Origin of the sequence: Klebsiella sp. RC2 (assembly GCF_014192815.1) — a bacterium.
GTDB classification, from domain to species: domain Bacteria; phylum Pseudomonadota; class Gammaproteobacteria; order Enterobacterales; family Enterobacteriaceae; genus Klebsiella; species Klebsiella variicola.
Window position 1 is genome coordinate 803,330 of record NZ_JACHYL010000003.1, and the last position, 15,642, is coordinate 818,971.

The window sequence follows — 15,642 nt, forward strand, 5'->3', positions numbered from 1 at the left end:
TTGTGTCGCCGGAAAGCAATCAGATCCAGACGTCGTTCACCGCCGTCCGCTCGCCGCCCTCATGGCCGGTATTCAGCACGCCACGCGGCTCAATCAGCATAAGCTTCGCTTCCGTCTCCGCCGAGGTCTTATGTTCCACCCCGCGCGGCACGACGATCATCTCCCCGGCCTTCACCAGCACATGTCCGTCGCGGAAGTCCACGCGTAATACCCCCTCCACCACCATCAGTGTCTCATCGGTTTCCGGGTGGCTGTGCCAGATAAAATCGCCGGCGATGCGCACGATCTTGAACTGATAGTCGTTCATCTCAGCCACCACTTTGGGCTGCCATTGTTCGCTGAACAGGGAAAATTTCTGAGCAAGATTAACGAGTTGATACATGGGCTGTCTCCTTGTGATAAAGGCAGTCAGCATAGTTCGCCTCGCCGCGGTCACGCTTGAACGATTGTGCAACCTGAGCCGCGCTAGCCGCGGATCGCCCGCAGCCAGCGGCCCGGAGAGAGACCAAAGCGGCTGATAAACTGGCGCGTCATGTGGCTCTGATCGGCAAACCCCGCGTCGGCGGCAATATCCACCAGACGTTCCCCGGCGCGCATCCGCTGGCGGCAAAAATCAAGCCGGCGCATCATGACGTAACGCCACGGGCTGGTGCCGTACAGCGTTCTGAAATCCCGGCTCAGGCTCCAGCGGTCCCGGCCGCTGACCTGCGATAAGGTGTCGAGGGTCATATCCTGCATAAAACAGGCATGGATATACTCCCGGGCCCTCTCCGCCGCCTGATAATCAAACGCCTGTCGACGGGAACGTTGGCCGCCGACCACAGCCAGGGTCTGCGCCAGGTCGTACAGAGCATCCTCTTCCTCCAGCGGCTCGAAGGTGTCCGTGACCGCTTTTAACAACGGCTGCGCGGCGCAACGCAGGCGCGGATCCGCCGACAGGCCGCCGGGGATAAACGGCAATGGCCTGCCGCCGAGTATCTTCTGGATCAGCGCCGGTTCGATATAGACCATGCGGTAGTGAAACCCCGCCTCGGTGCCCGCCTCGCCGTCGTGTATTTCGTCCGGGTGAAGCACCATCGTCCCGCCGGGCAGGCTGTGCTGGAGTCCGCCGCGATAGTGAAAGCTCTGCACGCCGGCGATCGTCTGGCCGATAGCATAGGTATCATGCCGGTGCGGCTCGTAGCCGTGGCCGCCGAAGAAGGCTTCGATGCGTTCCGTCTGACTGGGCGACTGCGCCAGCCTGACCCAGTCCGCACTTTTCTGCTGAGACATAATGGATAACCTGCGGCGTCATTGAGAGGTGATCCCAGCACTATTACACAAAAAATTAACATCACCAACCCGCGCACTGCCCGCGCTCTGCCGCTGGGCGTTTGCTGAAATTACGCATAGAATGAAGGAGTTCCATGCACTATGCGCAAAGGGCATCGCCGAAGGCTGGCCTGCCTGGCGGTGTTATGCGCCGTTGGTATAAAAAGCTTTATTTAACAGCTGTTTATATTTTGCGTATATAATGAGCGTCAGATTACTATCAACACAGGAAGGGAGAACAGTCATGCGCGTACTCGTGGTTGAGGATAACGCCTTGCTGCGTCACCACCTCAAAGTTCAGCTGCAGGAGCTGGGCCATCAGGTCGATGCGGCGGAAGATGCCAGGGAAGCGGACTACTATCTGGGCGAACATCTCCCGGATATCGCCATCGTCGACCTCGGCCTGCCGGATGAAGACGGACTATCGCTGATCCGCCGCTGGCGCAGCCACGATGTGTCGCTGCCGGTGCTGGTGCTGACCGCCCGCGAAGGATGGCAGGATAAAGTGGAAGTGCTGAGCGCCGGGGCGGATGATTACGTCACCAAGCCATTCCATATTGAAGAGGTTGCCGCCCGCATGCAGGCGCTGCTGCGCCGCAACAGCGGCCTGGCCTCGCAGGTGATCTCCCTGCCGCCGTTCCAGGTCGACCTCTCCCGGCGCGAGCTGTCGGTGAATGACCAGCCGATCAAGCTGACGGCCTTTGAATACACCATAATGGAAACCTTGATCCGTAACCGCGGCAAAGTGGTCAGCAAAGATTCCCTGATGCTCCAGCTTTACCCGGATGCCGAACTGCGCGAAAGCCATACCATTGACGTACTGATGGGCCGGCTGCGCAAGAAAATTCAGGCTGAATACCCGCAGGACGTCATCACCACGGTGCGCGGCCAGGGCTATCTGTTCGAACTGCGCTGATGAAGGGACTGTTGCGGCATATCTTCCCCCTGTCATTACGGGTTCGCTTCCTGCTGGCGACCGCCGGGGTCGTACTGGTGCTCTCCCTGGCCTATGGCATGGTGGCGCTGGTGGGCTACAGCGTCAGCTTTGATAAAACCACCTTCCGCCTGCTGCGCGGCGAGAGCAATCTCTTTTATATGCTGGCGAAATGGGAGAACGGCGCTATTGACGTCGATATCCCGGAAAACCTGAATATGGAAAGCCCGACGGTGACCCTTATCTACGATGAGAGGGGTAAACTGCTGTGGGCGCAGCGCGATGTCCCCTGGCTGGCGAAACGCATTCAACCGGAATGGCTGAAGCGCAATGGTTTCCATGAGATCGAAGCCGATGTCGACAGCAGCAGCATGCTGCTGCGCAACAACCACGAGATTCAGGAACAGCTGGACGCCATCCGCGAGCAGGGCGACGATTCGGAGATGACCCACTCGGTGGCGATCAACCTCTATCCGGCCACCAGCAAAATGCCCCAGCTCAGCATTGTGGTGGTCGATACCATTCCGGTGGAGCTCAAGCGCAGCTATATGGTGTGGAGCTGGTTTATCTACGTGCTGGCCGCCAACCTGCTGCTGGTGATCCCCCTGCTGTGGGTCGCCGCATGGTGGAGCCTGCGGCCTATCGAGTCGCTGGCGAAAGAGGTACGTGAGCTGGAGGAGCACCACCGCGAAAAGCTCAATCCCAACACCACCCGCGAGCTGACCCGGCTGGTCAGCAACCTTAACCGCCTGGTTCGCAGCGAGCGTGAACGCTATGACAAATACCGCACCACCCTCACCGATCTCACCCACAGCCTGAAAACGCCGCTGGCGGTGATGCAGAGCACCCTGCGCTCGCTGCGCGGCGAGAAGATTAGTGTCGACGAGGCGGAGCCGGTGATGCTGGAGCAGATAAGCCGCATCTCGCAGCAGATTGGTTACTATCTGCATCGCGCCAGCATGCGCAGCGGCGGTACCCTGCTGAGCCGGGAACTGCACCCGATCGCCCCCCTACTCGACAGCCTGACCTCCGCCCTCAACAAGGTCTATCAGCGTAAAGGGGTCAATATCTCGCTCGACATCTCGCCGGAGATCACTTTTGTCGGCGAGCAGAATGATTTTATGGAAGTGATGGGTAACGTTCTCGATAACGCCTGTAAGTACTGTCTGGAGTTTGTGGAAGTTTCCGTGCGCCAGACCACCGACAGCCATCTGCATATTCTGGTGGAAGACGATGGCCCGGGGATCCCGCAGAGCCAGCGCCGCGCCGTCTTCGACCGCGGCCAGCGGGCAGATACGCTGCGTCCCGGCCAGGGCGTGGGGCTCTCCGTCGCCCGCGAAATCGTCGAGCAATATGACGGGGAGATTATCGCCGGCGAAAGCCTGCTCGGCGGCGCCTGCATGGAGGTGGTGTTTGGCCGCCAGCTGATGGAAGATAAACAGGGTTAATCATTGAGTTTTTTAACGGCGCCTGCATCGCCGGGGCGCCGCATCCGTTATAATCCCTGTCAGACACCTGCAGTGGAATATCAATATGGATTATCAATTAACGCTTAACTGGCCCGACTTTATCGAACGCTACTGGCAAAAACGGCCGGTGGTACTGAAGCGCGGCTTCGCCAATTTTATCGACCCCCTAAGCCCGGACGAACTGGCTGGACTGGCCATGGAGAGCGAGGTCGATAGCCGCCTTGTCAGCCATCAGGATGGAAAATGGCAGGTCAGTCACGGTCCTTTCGAAAGCTACGATCACCTGAGCGAAAACAACTGGTCCCTGCTGGTGCAGGCGGTTAACCACTGGCATGAGCCCTCGGCGGCGCTGATGCATCCGTTCCGCGCTCTGCCGGACTGGCGTATCGACGATCTGATGATCTCCTTCTCGGTACCCGGGGGCGGCGTCGGTCCGCATCTGGATCAGTATGATGTGTTTATCATTCAGGGCACCGGCCGTCGGCGCTGGCGCGTCGGGGAAAAGGTGCCGATGAAACAGCACTGCCCGCATCCGGACCTGCTGCAGGTTGACCCCTTCGAGGCGATCATCGATGAAGAGATGGAGCCGGGGGATATTCTCTATATTCCACCAGGATTCCCGCATGAGGGGTACTCGCTGGAAAATTCGCTCAACTATTCGGTCGGCTATCGCGCGCCGAATGCCCGCGAGCTGTTCAGCGGCTTTGCCGACTACGTTCTCCAGCGCGAACTGGGCAGCCAGCGCTACGCCGATCCGGACGTGCCGCCCCGCGACCATCCGGCGGATATTTTACCCGTCGAACTCGACCGCCTGCGCGAGATGATGCTGGGTCTGATTAACCAACCGGAGCACTTTAAGCAATGGTTTGGCGAGTTTATCACCCAGTCACGTCATGAACTCGACGTCGCACCGCCGGAGCCGCCGTATCAGCCAGATGAGATTTACGATGCCCTGCAGCAGGGCGATACCCTGGAACGCCTGGGTGGCCTGCGGGTGCTGCGCATTGACGGCGAGGTGTTCGTCAATGGCGAGAAGATCAACTCCCCGCACCGCCCGGCGCTGGACGCCTTAGCCACCCATCTGACGCTGCGCGCCGACCATTTTGGCGATGCGCTGGAAGATCCGTCATTCCTCGCCATGCTGGCAGCGCTGGTCAACAGCGGCTACTGGTTCTTTGGCGACTGAGCCATCATCCTGCCCGGCGGCGCTGCGCTTGCCGGGCCTACGGGTTCTGTGGTCACCGGCTGGACTCCAGGCCGGATAAGGCGAAGCCGCCATCCGGCATAAAGACCGGCACCCGCTCTGCTGTTCACCGCCCGGCGGCGCTGCGCTTGCCGGGCCTACGGGTTCTGCGGTCACCGGCTGGACTCCAGGCCGGATAAGGCGAAGCCGCCATCCGGCATAAAGACAGGCACCCGCTCTGCTGTTCACCGCCCGTCGGCGCTGCGCTTGCCGGGCCTACGGGTTCTGCGGTCACCGGCTGGACCGTAGGCCGGATAAGGCGAAGCCGCCATCCGGCATAAAGACAGGCACCCGCTCTGCTGTTCACCGCCCGGCGGCGCTGCGCTTACCGGGCCTACGGGTTCTGTGGTCACCGGCTGGACCGTAGGCCGGATAAGGCGAAGCCGCCATCCGGCACTTTGTGGTTTCGATGGCGCAATGTCTTACCCGAGCATTATCGCCTCTCGCCTGCATCAAATTCGCTTACCTCACCCGCCCAATCTGGCGGATACCATCCCCGGCGCACATCGCGATGAAAGGTCGAATACGGCCAATCCTGCACCCGACGGACATGACCGTGCTTAATGGGATTGATATAAACGTAATCCATATGCCGCCGGTAATCTTCTTCATTACGGATGGCATATTCCCAGAAGCGCGGCTGCCAGATATGGCGCTGCTCCAGCGCTCGGGTAAACATTTTTTTAATATCCCGCCAGCGACCGGAATAATCGGTATCCCCCTCAGGCAGGGTCCAGATGCAGTGCATATGCTCTGGTAAAACCACCCAGGCGTTAATCAGAAAAGGTTTTTTACTTTTAACAAACGCTGTAGCGGCACGCAGATGAGCAATATGCCGCGTCAGGAGATCGCTGCGCCGATTTTGCAGGTTAACGGTGAAGAACCAGCAGCCGCCGGGGATATAACTGCGACGATAATCAGACATGTGAGGTTCCCTCCTCAGTATTAGCCTTATCGCTTTTGCCCGGCGGCGCTGCGCTTGCCGGGCCTACAGGTTCTGTGGTCACCGGCTGGATCGTAGGCCGGATAAGGCGTTAGCCGCCATCCGGCATCTTGTGCGACAAGCAGAATGAGCGGCCTGGTTGCGAAGGCTATTTCCCTTTTCGTGTTGCCGTCAGCTCGGCGATACGCACGATCACCTGCACCGCCTTCTCCATCCCTTCCAGGGTGACAAACTCATGTTTGCCGTGATAGTTGTAGCCGCCGGTAAACAGATTCGGGCACGGCAGTCCCATAAACGAGAGCTGCGCGCCGTCGGTGCCGCCGCGGATCGGCTTCATCTGCGGTTCAATATCGCAGTCCACCATCGCCTGGCGGGCAATATCGACCACGTGCGGATGGGCGATCACCTGCTCATGCATGTTGTAATAACTATCCTCGATCACCAGCTCGATATAGCAGTCCGGGTGCAGCCCCTTGCCGACCTTTTTGGCGATCTCCATCATCTTGCGTTTACGCGCCTCAAAGTGCTTGCGGTCAAAATCGCGGATGATGTAGTGCATCTCGGCCCGATCCACGCTGCCTTTGATGCTGGTGAGGTGATAAAAGCCTTCATAACCTTCGGTAGTCTCCGGCGCCTCGTCGGCCGGCACTTCGGCATGAATGCGCGCGGCCAGCGACAGCGCATTGACCATCACCCCTTTTGCGGTGCCGGGATGCACGTTATTGCCGACAATCTTAATGGTCACCGAGGCGGCGTTGAAGTTTTCAAACTCCAGTTCCCCCACACCACCACCGTCGACGGTATAGGCCCAGCGGGCATCAAAGGCCTCGACATCGAAATGCTTCGCCCCTTTTCCGACCTCTTCATCGGGGGTGAAGGCCACGCGGATATCGCCATGAGGGATGTTTTTCGCCTGCAGGGTCGCCAGCGCGGTCATGATCTCGGCGATGCCGGCCTTGTCGTCCGCCCCCAGCAGCGTTTTCCCGTCGGTGGTGATCAGCGTCTGCCCCAAAAGCTGATGCAGAACCGGGAACATCACCGGGGAGAGCACCTCATCGCCGATACCCAGCGCGATATCGCCGCCGCGATAGTTTTCGACAATCTGCGGATTAACGTTTTTACCGCTGAAATCCGGGGAAGTATCGACGTGAGAGATAAAGCCGATGGCCGGGATATCGCCCTCCACGTTGGCGGGCAGGGTTCCCATTACCGTCCCTTTTTCACTCAGCGTTACCTTGACCAGTCCCATTTCTTCCAGCTGCGCCTGCAACAGGCGTAACAGCTTCCACTGCCCTTCCGTGCTGGGGACCTGACGAACGCCAGGCTTCGACTGCGTGTCCAAAGAAACGTACTGCAAAAAACGCTCAAGCAATTTATCCATGTAGCCACCCTCTTCTTTTGTGACAACATTATTCATAAGCCAGAAAAGACAAATATTGCGTCAGGTCATTCTTAGCCCGTAAAGCGAAATTTAATAACGGAACCGACGTTATGGTGTAAAGGTAGACTATGCAGGCGTATCAAGGATTGGCGATTACCCTTGTTTGCCGTAGAATGCTGGCCCTTATTAAAAACGTGCAACCCCAAAGGTGGTTAATCACAAACCCCGCAGCGGTCGGAAGTTTCCGTTGCGTCTACATGGGACAGAGTCAAAAATTGAATATACAACCGCGTTCGCGTTCGCCGCTGGTGCAACTGGCGGGAATTCGCAAGAGCTTTGATGGTAAAACGGTCATCGATAACCTTAACCTGACCATCAACAATGGTGAGTTTCTCACCCTGCTTGGCCCCTCTGGCTGCGGTAAAACCACCGTTCTGCGCCTTATCGCCGGCCTGGAAAACGTCGACAGCGGACGGATCCATCTCGAAGATCACGATATCACCCATGTCCCGGCGGAAAACCGCCACGTCAATACTGTCTTTCAAAGCTACGCCCTGTTTCCGCATATGACGGTATTCGAGAACGTCGCCTTTGGCCTGCGGATGCAGAAAACCCCGGCGGCGGAAATCACCCCGCGGGTTCTGGATGCCTTAAAGATGGTGCAGCTGGAAGACTTTGCCCAGCGCAAACCGCACCAGCTCTCCGGCGGCCAGCAGCAGCGCGTGGCCATCGCCCGCGCGGTGGTTAACAAACCGCGCCTGCTGCTGCTCGATGAATCCCTTTCGGCGCTGGATTACAAGTTGCGCAAGCAGATGCAGAACGAACTGAAAGCGCTGCAGCGTAAGCTCGGGATCACCTTCGTCTTCGTGACCCACGATCAGGAAGAGGCCCTGACCATGTCCGATCGCATCGTGGTCATGCGCGATGGCAAAATCGAACAGGACGGCACCCCGCGAGAGATCTACGAAGAGCCGAAAAACCTGTTCGTCGCCAGCTTTATCGGCGAGATCAATATCTTCGACGCCACCGTGATCGAGCGCCTCGACGAGCAGCGCGTGCGTGCCAACGTCGAAGGACGGGAGTGCAACATCACCGTCAATTTTGCCGTGGAGGCCGGCCAGCGTCTGCACGTCCTGCTGCGCCCGGAAGATCTGCGCGTCGATGAGATCCACCACAACAGCGACGCCGACGGCCTGATCGGCTATGTGCGCGAGCGTAACTATAAGGGGATGACCCTTGAGTCGGTAGTGGAGCTGGAAAACGGCAAAATGGTGATGGTCAGCGAGTTCTTTAACGAAGACGACCCGGATTTCGACCACTCTCTTGACCAGAAAATGTCTATCAATTGGGTGGAGAGCTGGGAGGTGGTGCTGGCCGATGAAGAACTCCAGTAAATTCCAGAATGTGGTGATCGCCACCATCGTCGGTTGGCTGGTGCTGTTTGTCTTCCTGCCCAACCTGATGATCATCGCCACCAGCTTTCTGACCCGCGACGACGCCAACTTCGTCAAGCTGGTCTTCACGCTGGACAACTACTCGCGGCTGCTGGATCCGCTCTACTACGACGTGCTGCTGCATTCGCTGAACATGGCGCTGCTGGCGACCCTCGCCTGCCTGGCGCTGGGCTACCCGTTTGCGTGGTTCCTCGCCCGGCTGCCGCAGAAGGTACGCCCCCTGCTGCTGTTCCTGCTGATCGTTCCCTTCTGGACCAACTCGTTGATCCGTATTTACGGGCTGAAGATTTTCCTCAGTACCAAAGGCTATCTGAACGAATTCCTGCTGTGGTTAGGGGTGATCGACACGCCGATACGCATTATGTTCACCCCCTCGGCGGTGATTATCGGCCTGGTATATATCCTGCTGCCGTTTATGGTGATGCCGCTCTACTCCAGCATTGAGAAACTGGATCGCCCGCTGCTGGAAGCGGCGAAAGATCTCGGCGCCAGCAAGCTGCAGACCTTTATCCGCATTATCATCCCGCTGACCATGCCGGGGATCATCGCCGGCTGTCTGCTGGTGATGTTGCCGGCGATGGGGCTGTTCTACGTTTCCGACCTGATGGGCGGCGCCAAGAACCTGCTGATCGGCAACGTGATCAAGAGTCAGTTCCTGAATATTCGCGACTGGCCGTTCGGCGCGGCAACCAGCATTACCTTAACCCTGGTGATGGGCCTGATGCTGTTGATTTACTGGCGCGCGGCGCGCCTGCTGAATAAAAAGGTGGAGCTGGAATGATCGGTCGACTGCTGCGCGGCGGCTTTATGACCGCCATCTACGCGTATCTCTACATCCCTATTATTATTCTGATCGTTAACTCGTTTAACCGGTCGCGCTTTGGTATCAACTGGCAGGGGTTCACCACCGACTGGTATAGCCTGCTGATGAACAACGATAGCCTGCTGCAGGCCGCCCAGCATTCCCTGACCATGGCGGTGCTGTCGGCAACCTTCGCCACCCTTATCGGCTCGCTGACCGCCGTGGCGCTGTACCGCTACCGCTTTCGCGGCAAGCCGTTCGTTAGCGGCATGCTGTTTGTGGTGATGATGTCGCCCGATATTGTCATGGCCATCTCCCTGCTGGTGCTGTTTATGCTGATCGGTATTCAGCTTGGTTTCTGGTCGCTGCTGTTTTCGCATATCACCTTCTGCCTGCCGTTTGTGGTGGTCACCGTTTACTCCCGGCTGAAAGGCTTTGATGTGCGGATGCTGGAGGCGGCGAAAGATCTGGGCGCCAGCGAGATGACCATCCTGCGCAAAATCATCCTGCCGCTGGCCCTGCCGGCGGTCGCCGCCGGGTGGTTGCTGAGCTTCACGTTGTCGATGGATGACGTGGTGGTCTCTTCGTTCGTGACCGGTCCGGGATATGAAATTCTGCCGCTGAAGATCTATTCGATGGTCAAGGTTGGCGTTTCGCCTGAGGTGAACGCCCTGGCCACGATTCTGTTGGTTCTGTCGCTGGTGATGGTCATCGCCAGTCAGTTAATTGCACGTGATAAAACTCAGGGGACGTTAAAATGAAAAAATGGTCACGCCACCTGCTCGCAGCCGGCGCTCTGGCAATCGGCATGAGCGCCGCACACGCGGACGATAGCAAAACGCTCTATTTTTATAACTGGACCGAATACGTACCGCCGGGCCTGCTGGAGCAGTTCACCAAAGAGACCGGCATCAAGGTCATCTATTCGACCTACGAGTCGAACGAAACCATGTATGCCAAGCTCAAGACCTATAAAGACGGCGCGTACGACCTGGTCGTCCCGTCGACCTACTTCGTCGACAAGATGCGTAAAGAAGGGATGCTGCAGAAGATCGATAAGAGTAAGCTGACTAACTTCAGCAACCTCGATCCGCAGATGCTGAACAAACCGTTCGATCCGAATAACGACTACTCCATTCCCTATATCTGGGGGGCGACGGCTATCGGCGTCAACAGCGATGCGATTGATCCGAAAACCATCACCAGCTGGGCCGACCTGTGGAAGCCGGAATACAAAAGCAGCCTGCTGCTGACCGACGACGCGCGCGAAGTGTTCCAGATGGCGCTGCGTAAGCTGGGCTATTCCGGCAACACCACCGACCCGAAAGAGATTGAAGCCGCCTATAACGAGCTGAAAAAGTTAATGCCTAACGTCGCGGCGTTTAACTCCGATAACCCGGCGAACCCGTATATGGAAGGCGAAGTGAACCTCGGAATGGTATGGAACGGCTCGGCTTACGTCGCACGCCAGGCCGGTACCCCGCTGGAGGTGATCTGGCCGAAAGAAGGCGGCATCTTCTGGATGGACAGCCTGTCGATCCCGGCGAATGCCAAAAACGTCGACGGCGCGCTGAAGCTGATTAACTTCCTGCTGCGCCCGGATGTCGCCAAACAGGTCGCGGAAACCATCGGCTACCCCACGCCAAACCTGGCGGCGCGCAAAATGCTCAGCCCGGCAGTGGCCAACGATAAATCGCTCTATCCGGACGCTGCGACCATTGAGAAAGGCGAATGGCAGAATGACGTCGGCAGCGCCAGCGCCATTTATGAAGAGTATTACCAGAAGCTGAAAGCGGGCCGCTAATCCCGCAGGGCGGAACCGCGGTTCCGCCTTTTTTTTGCTCTCACCTTAGCCCCTCAGCGCGCGCCAGAGGATCGCCGGCAGCTTGCGCCAGCGCGGCCGATGATAAAAATCCACCAGCTTCTGCGCCACCGCTTCCTGCCCCCGGTGGGTAATAAACCAGGGCGGCAGGGGCATCAGCGTCAGTTCGCCATGCCACAGACTGCGCGGAAACGGCCGAAACGGCGCCTCAATCACCGTGCGCTCGGTTTTCTCCAGCATAAAGCTGTTATGCACCTTGCCCCGCCCGCTCTGAATATCGTCGAGCGTGTGGCCGGGAAACGCGCCCCACGGGCAAGGGGCCAACAGGAAGGCCACCCCGCTCCAGCAGTTGATCGCCACCGTGCCGTAGCGCAGCTCAGCGATTAACGCGTTAAAACGCTTACGTCCAATCGCTTTGCGGGTGCGCGGATGGATCACAATATTGGCCCCCAGCGTGCCCTGCAGCCGCTGATTCGCATAGCCGATCGCCTGGCGCAGAAAACTTTCCGCACTGTCGGCCTCAAGACGAGTGACCGACAGCCCCGGGCCAAAGACCTCCTGCTGACAGAGCGCCGGGTCATCGTCGGTGTTCGCCACAATCAACGGCAGCGCGTCGCCGCGCGCTATCTCCTGCGGCTGGCGGGCGCGCAGGCGAAAGTCGGTCAGCCGTTTTTCAGCGCCGGGGTAGTAGTCCGGGCGGGTATTCGCGGCGATCAGTCGGTACAGCTGATTCAGCAAGCCCGTCGCTGGCTCCCAGCCCTGCTGCAGGATCAGCACCTGGCTGGCCACGCAGTTAAACCCGCCGTTGTTCATCTTCTGCGTCGCCAGCTGCTGCGCCTGAAACGCAATATCCGCCTCGCTCCACGGCCCGGGTACGATAATGGTAGGGCTGACGCCGCCCAGCTCCGAAGTCACCCGACGCGGGTTCAGCGGCGTCCCGGCGGCCCGACGCTGGCGAGCCGCTTCACCGTCGCCCCAGACGATGACGTCATGGGTCTCGCGAGAGCCGGTGATATGGATCTCATCGACAGCGGGATGGCTGGTCAGCCATGCTCCCGCCTGGGCGTCGCCGGTGACGATGCGGAGCGCATCCATGGCAATCAGCGGTGCCAGGGCCTGGGCCAGCAGATCGTGCAGATAATCATTCACCGGGTTGAGCTTCAGCAGGCAGACCTGATTTTCAATAAACAGCTTGTGTAGCACATCCAGTGGCGCAATCGAGGCCACATTGCCGGCGCCAAGCACCAGCGCCAGCTTGCCCTGCCGCGCGGCCGGCGGGATGTCGTATGCCCGCGCCGCATAGCGGTCGAGATGGGCCCGGGTGACGCCTGGCTGCATCCATATCTCAGCGCGAACTCCAGACAGCAACAGTCGATCCCAGAGCGTGCCGGGCACCACCCGCAGCGCCAGGCGGCCGTCCGCCAGCGTCCGCAGCGGGATCCGCCGCAGAAAGGTCTTCTCTTCCAGCTGCTCCAGGGTGGCGATGAGCCCGTTGCAGCCGACCATTAGCGCGCAGGGGCCCGCCAGCCACTCCTCCCCCGCCAGCGGATCGCCCGCCGGCAGCCCTTTGGCCGCCGCCGCCGCGGCCACCCACGCCGGGGCAATACCAGCCAGGGCATCCTTGATCTGGCGCAGCAGCGCCAGACGACGGTTCACTGAGGTTTCCGCCCAACGCTGGCGCGCCGCCGACAAGGCGTACAGGGCAGCATCATACTGAGAGCAGGTCGTCAGACCGGGTCGCGCATGGCTCATTTTCCCTCACTCATTAAAATCTCTCCGTAGGCCTGGCGCAGTTGATTTTTGAGCACCTTACCCGTGGCGCTGACCGGTAGCGCGTCGACAAATATCACCCGGTCCGGGATCTGCCACTTTGGCACCCGCGTCTCAAACCAGGTCAGCAGATCGGTCTCTTCCACTTCGCCCCCTTCCGCGCGAACGCATAGCAGCACCGGCCGCTCGTCCCAGCGCGGATGACGGGCGGCGATGGCCGCCGCGCTGCGCACCGCCGGATGCGCGATGGCGATATTCTCCAGCTCAACGGTGGAGATCCACTCGCCACCGGACTTGATAATATCCTTTGCCCGATCGCAGATCACCAGATAACCATTGGCGTCGAGCGTACCGATATCGCCGGTATCAAACCAGCCTCCCGCGGTCAGGGCGCTCGCGTCCTGACCATAGTACTGCTCCACCACCCAGTGCCCTCTGACCTGCAGATACCCCTGACTTTGACCATCCCGGGGCAACGGTTCGCCATCCACGTCCACTACCTGCAGTTCGATGCCGAATATGGGCCGCCCCTGACCGGCGCGCTGCTTTTGCTGCTCCTGTGCCGGGAGCGCGTCATGTTTGCTCAACGGCGTGTTGATGGTGCCGATAGGCGATGTTTCGGTCATTCCCCAGGCGTGGGTCAGTTCAATGCCGTAATCACGCTGAAAGGCCTCGGCCATCGACGGCGGCAGCGCGGAGCCGCCAACCAGTGCACGTTTAAATTCAGGCAGCCGGACCTCTGTCCGGCGCATCGCCGCCAGCAAGCCGGCCCAGATCACCGGCACGCCAAACCCCACCGTTACCTTCTCGGCGGCCAGCAGCTGCAGCAGGCTGTCGCCATCGAGGTGCGGCCCCGGCAGCACCAGCCGCGCGCCGACCATAGCGGCGATAAACGGCGTCCCCCACGCGTTGACATGGAACATCGGCACCACCGGCAACAGGCTGTCCTTCGCCGATATGCCGGCGGCGTCCGGCTGGTTGCCGCTCAGGGCGTGCAGGACCAGCGAACGATGGGTATTCAACACCCCTTTCGGCCGGCCGGTAGTTCCCGAGGTGTAGCAGAGCGAAGCTGGGTTCAGTTCATTGAGCTGCGGCCAGCGATAGTCTACTGTCCCCTGCTGCAACAGATCGTCAAAAAACAGCAATGAGGGCAACTGGCTGAGCGCCGCTTCGCTGCGGGGTTCCATCAGCACGATGTGTTTCACCGTCGGGAGCTGCGGCAGCAGCTGCGCCACCAGTGGCAGAAAGGTCTGGTCAAAAAACAGCACTTCGTCGGCAGCGTCGTTGAGGATATACCGCAGATGGTCAACCGACAGCCGCGGGTTGACAGTGTGTGTCACCCAGCCGCCGGAGGCGACGGCAAAATAGATCTCCAGGTGGCGGCGATTGTTCCATGCCAGGGTAGCGCAGCGGGCGCCTGGCGGCAGCCCCAGCGACGCCAGCGCCGACGCCAGCCGCTGAGCGCGGCTGGCCACCTCCCCCCAGCTGCTGCGCTCCTTCTCACCGCCAGTACTCACCGAGACAATCTCGGTCTCGCTGTGATATTGCGCCGCATGGCCGAGCAGCGCGGCAGTGGTGAGATCCTGATAAATCATCGGTGACGGCATTACGGGGTCTCCTTTACAGAATTCCGGCAGGGAACAGGGTCGCGGCACGATCGTGCGGGCGCCTATTGAATCTGGTCTACATTTGCCGGTCTGCACAAAAAAACGTACAGAAATCAGCGGTCACGCACAAAATAGAGTAAGAAATGATTCAGGAGGAAAAAGACGAAATCATAACAGGCAGGTCATTGCTCAGGGCGGGTATCGCCCGGCAGCGGGCCGGGCGATAGCAGTGGGGATTTACAGCAGCGCTTTCGCTTTAGCGACCACGTTGTCGACGGTGAAGCCGAACTCTTCGAACAGCTGCTCAGCCGGCGCAGACTCACCGAAGGTGGTCATGCCAACGATAGCGCCGTTCAGGCCAACGTATTTGAACCAGTAGTCCGCGATACCGGCTTCTACCGCGACGCGGGCAGAAACGGCTTTCGGCAGTACGGATTCGCGATAAGCGGCATCCTGCTTGTCGAACGCGTCGGTGGACGGCATGGAGACCACGCGCGCCTTCACGCCTTCGGCGGTCAGTTTGTCCCACGCGGCCACTGCCAGCTCCACTTCGGAACCGGTGGCGATGAAGATCAGCTCCGGCTGGCCGGCACAATCTTTCAGCACGTAACCACCGCGAGCGACGTTCGCCAGCTGCTCTGCGGTACGCTCCTGCTGCGCCAGGTTCTGACGGGAGAGGATCAGCGCGGTCGGGCCGTCCTGACGCTCTACGCCATATTTCCACGCAATCGCGGATTCAACCTGGTCACACGGACGCCAGGTGGACATGTTCGGCGTCACGCGCAGGGAAGCCACCTGCTCTACCGGCTGGTGAGTCGGGCCGTCTTCACCCAGACCGATGGAGTCGTGGGTGTAGACCATCACCTGACGCTGTTTCATCAGCGCGGCCATACGTACCGCATTACG

At 59.6% G+C, this 15,642-nt stretch carries 14 protein-coding genes; 7 read left to right on the plus strand and 7 right to left on the minus strand.

The window, feature by feature from the left end:
* Positions 1–19 precede the first annotated feature (19 nt).
* Together FHW76_RS13485 and FHW76_RS13490 are read right to left on the minus strand one after the other, a co-directional pair.
* The gene (locus tag FHW76_RS13485) at positions 20–382 is read right to left on the minus strand and encodes a cupin domain-containing protein (protein WP_012542212.1); all 363 of its coding nucleotides are present in this window, start codon (positions 380–382) and stop codon (positions 20–22) included.
* A gap of 83 nt (positions 383–465) precedes the next feature.
* On the minus strand, positions 466–1,272 hold the full coding sequence (locus FHW76_RS13490; protein WP_008806026.1) for an AraC family transcriptional regulator: 807 nt from the start codon (positions 1,270–1,272) through the stop codon (positions 466–468).
* 283 nt (positions 1,273–1,555) lie between these two features.
* On the opposite strand from FHW76_RS13490, the gene phoP reads away from it, so the two are divergent.
* The 3 genes from phoP (at position 1,556) to FHW76_RS13505 (ending at position 4,900) form a co-directional block, all read left to right on the plus strand.
* Positions 1,556–2,227 carry a two-component system response regulator PhoP gene (phoP, locus tag FHW76_RS13495; RefSeq protein WP_004150807.1) on the plus strand — a complete coding sequence of 224 codons (672 nt, stop codon included), beginning with the start codon at positions 1,556–1,558 and terminating at the stop codon, positions 2,225–2,227.
* Positions 2,227–3,693 carry a two-component system sensor histidine kinase PhoQ gene (gene phoQ, locus FHW76_RS13500; protein WP_032732778.1) on the plus strand — a complete coding sequence of 489 codons (1,467 nt, stop codon included), beginning with the start codon at positions 2,227–2,229 and terminating at the stop codon, positions 3,691–3,693. Before phoP ends, phoQ begins: the two co-directional genes overlap by 1 nt.
* Before the next feature lie 85 nt (positions 3,694–3,778).
* Entirely contained in the window at positions 3,779–4,900 is a 1,122-nt protein-coding gene (locus tag FHW76_RS13505; protein ID WP_022065904.1) for a cupin domain-containing protein, read from the plus strand.
* Between the two features lie 490 nt (positions 4,901–5,390).
* Here the strand turns inward: FHW76_RS13505 and FHW76_RS13510 are convergent, their stop codons facing one another.
* Both FHW76_RS13510 and pepT read right to left on the minus strand, forming a co-directional pair.
* Positions 5,391–5,882 (minus strand): REP-associated tyrosine transposase, encoded by a 492-nt coding sequence (locus tag FHW76_RS13510; RefSeq protein WP_072123315.1) that lies wholly within the window; start codon positions 5,880–5,882, stop codon positions 5,391–5,393.
* Between the two features lie 166 nt (positions 5,883–6,048).
* A complete protein-coding gene (gene pepT / locus FHW76_RS13515) occupies positions 6,049–7,281 on the minus strand; it encodes a peptidase T (RefSeq protein ID WP_012542216.1) in 1,233 nt (410 codons plus the stop codon).
* A 257-nt stretch (positions 7,282–7,538) separates the two neighbouring features.
* Here pepT and potA point away from each other — a divergent pair, with 257 nt between their 5' ends.
* The 4 genes from potA to potD are packed head-to-tail and all read left to right on the plus strand — an operon-like array spanning position 7,539 to position 11,341.
* Complete coding sequence (gene potA, locus FHW76_RS13520) at positions 7,539–8,675, plus strand: spermidine/putrescine ABC transporter ATP-binding protein PotA (RefSeq protein ID WP_012542217.1); 1,137 nt, start codon at positions 7,539–7,541, stop codon at positions 8,673–8,675.
* Positions 8,659–9,516 (plus strand): spermidine/putrescine ABC transporter permease PotB, encoded by an 858-nt coding sequence (gene potB, locus FHW76_RS13525; protein WP_008806020.1) that lies wholly within the window; start codon positions 8,659–8,661, stop codon positions 9,514–9,516. Before potA ends, potB begins: the two co-directional genes overlap by 17 nt.
* Positions 9,513–10,298 (plus strand): spermidine/putrescine ABC transporter permease PotC, encoded by a 786-nt coding sequence (gene potC, locus FHW76_RS13530; protein ID WP_012542218.1) that lies wholly within the window; start codon positions 9,513–9,515, stop codon positions 10,296–10,298. The genes potB and potC overlap by 4 nt, the downstream gene beginning before the upstream one ends.
* On the plus strand, positions 10,295–11,341 hold the full coding sequence (gene potD / locus FHW76_RS13535) for a spermidine/putrescine ABC transporter substrate-binding protein PotD (protein ID WP_008806018.1): 1,047 nt from the start codon (positions 10,295–10,297) through the stop codon (positions 11,339–11,341). Before potC ends, potD begins: the two co-directional genes overlap by 4 nt.
* Positions 11,342–11,386: 45 nt before the next feature.
* Here potD and FHW76_RS13540 read toward each other — a convergent pair whose 3' ends face one another.
* The 3 genes from FHW76_RS13540 to FHW76_RS13550 all read right to left on the minus strand — a co-directional run.
* Positions 11,387–13,111: an aldehyde dehydrogenase family protein gene (locus FHW76_RS13540; RefSeq protein ID WP_183476767.1), complete on the minus strand. Its 1,725-nt coding sequence runs from the start codon at positions 13,109–13,111 to the stop codon at positions 11,387–11,389.
* The gene (locus tag FHW76_RS13545) at positions 13,108–14,736 is read right to left on the minus strand and encodes a long-chain fatty acid--CoA ligase (protein WP_110221170.1); all 1,629 of its coding nucleotides are present in this window, start codon (positions 14,734–14,736) and stop codon (positions 13,108–13,110) included. Before FHW76_RS13545 ends, FHW76_RS13540 begins: the two co-directional genes overlap by 4 nt.
* Positions 14,737–14,973: 237 nt before the next feature.
* A partial coding sequence (locus FHW76_RS13550; RefSeq protein WP_311736392.1) for a transketolase-like TK C-terminal-containing protein occupies positions 14,974–15,642 on the minus strand: 669 nt, incomplete at its 5' end.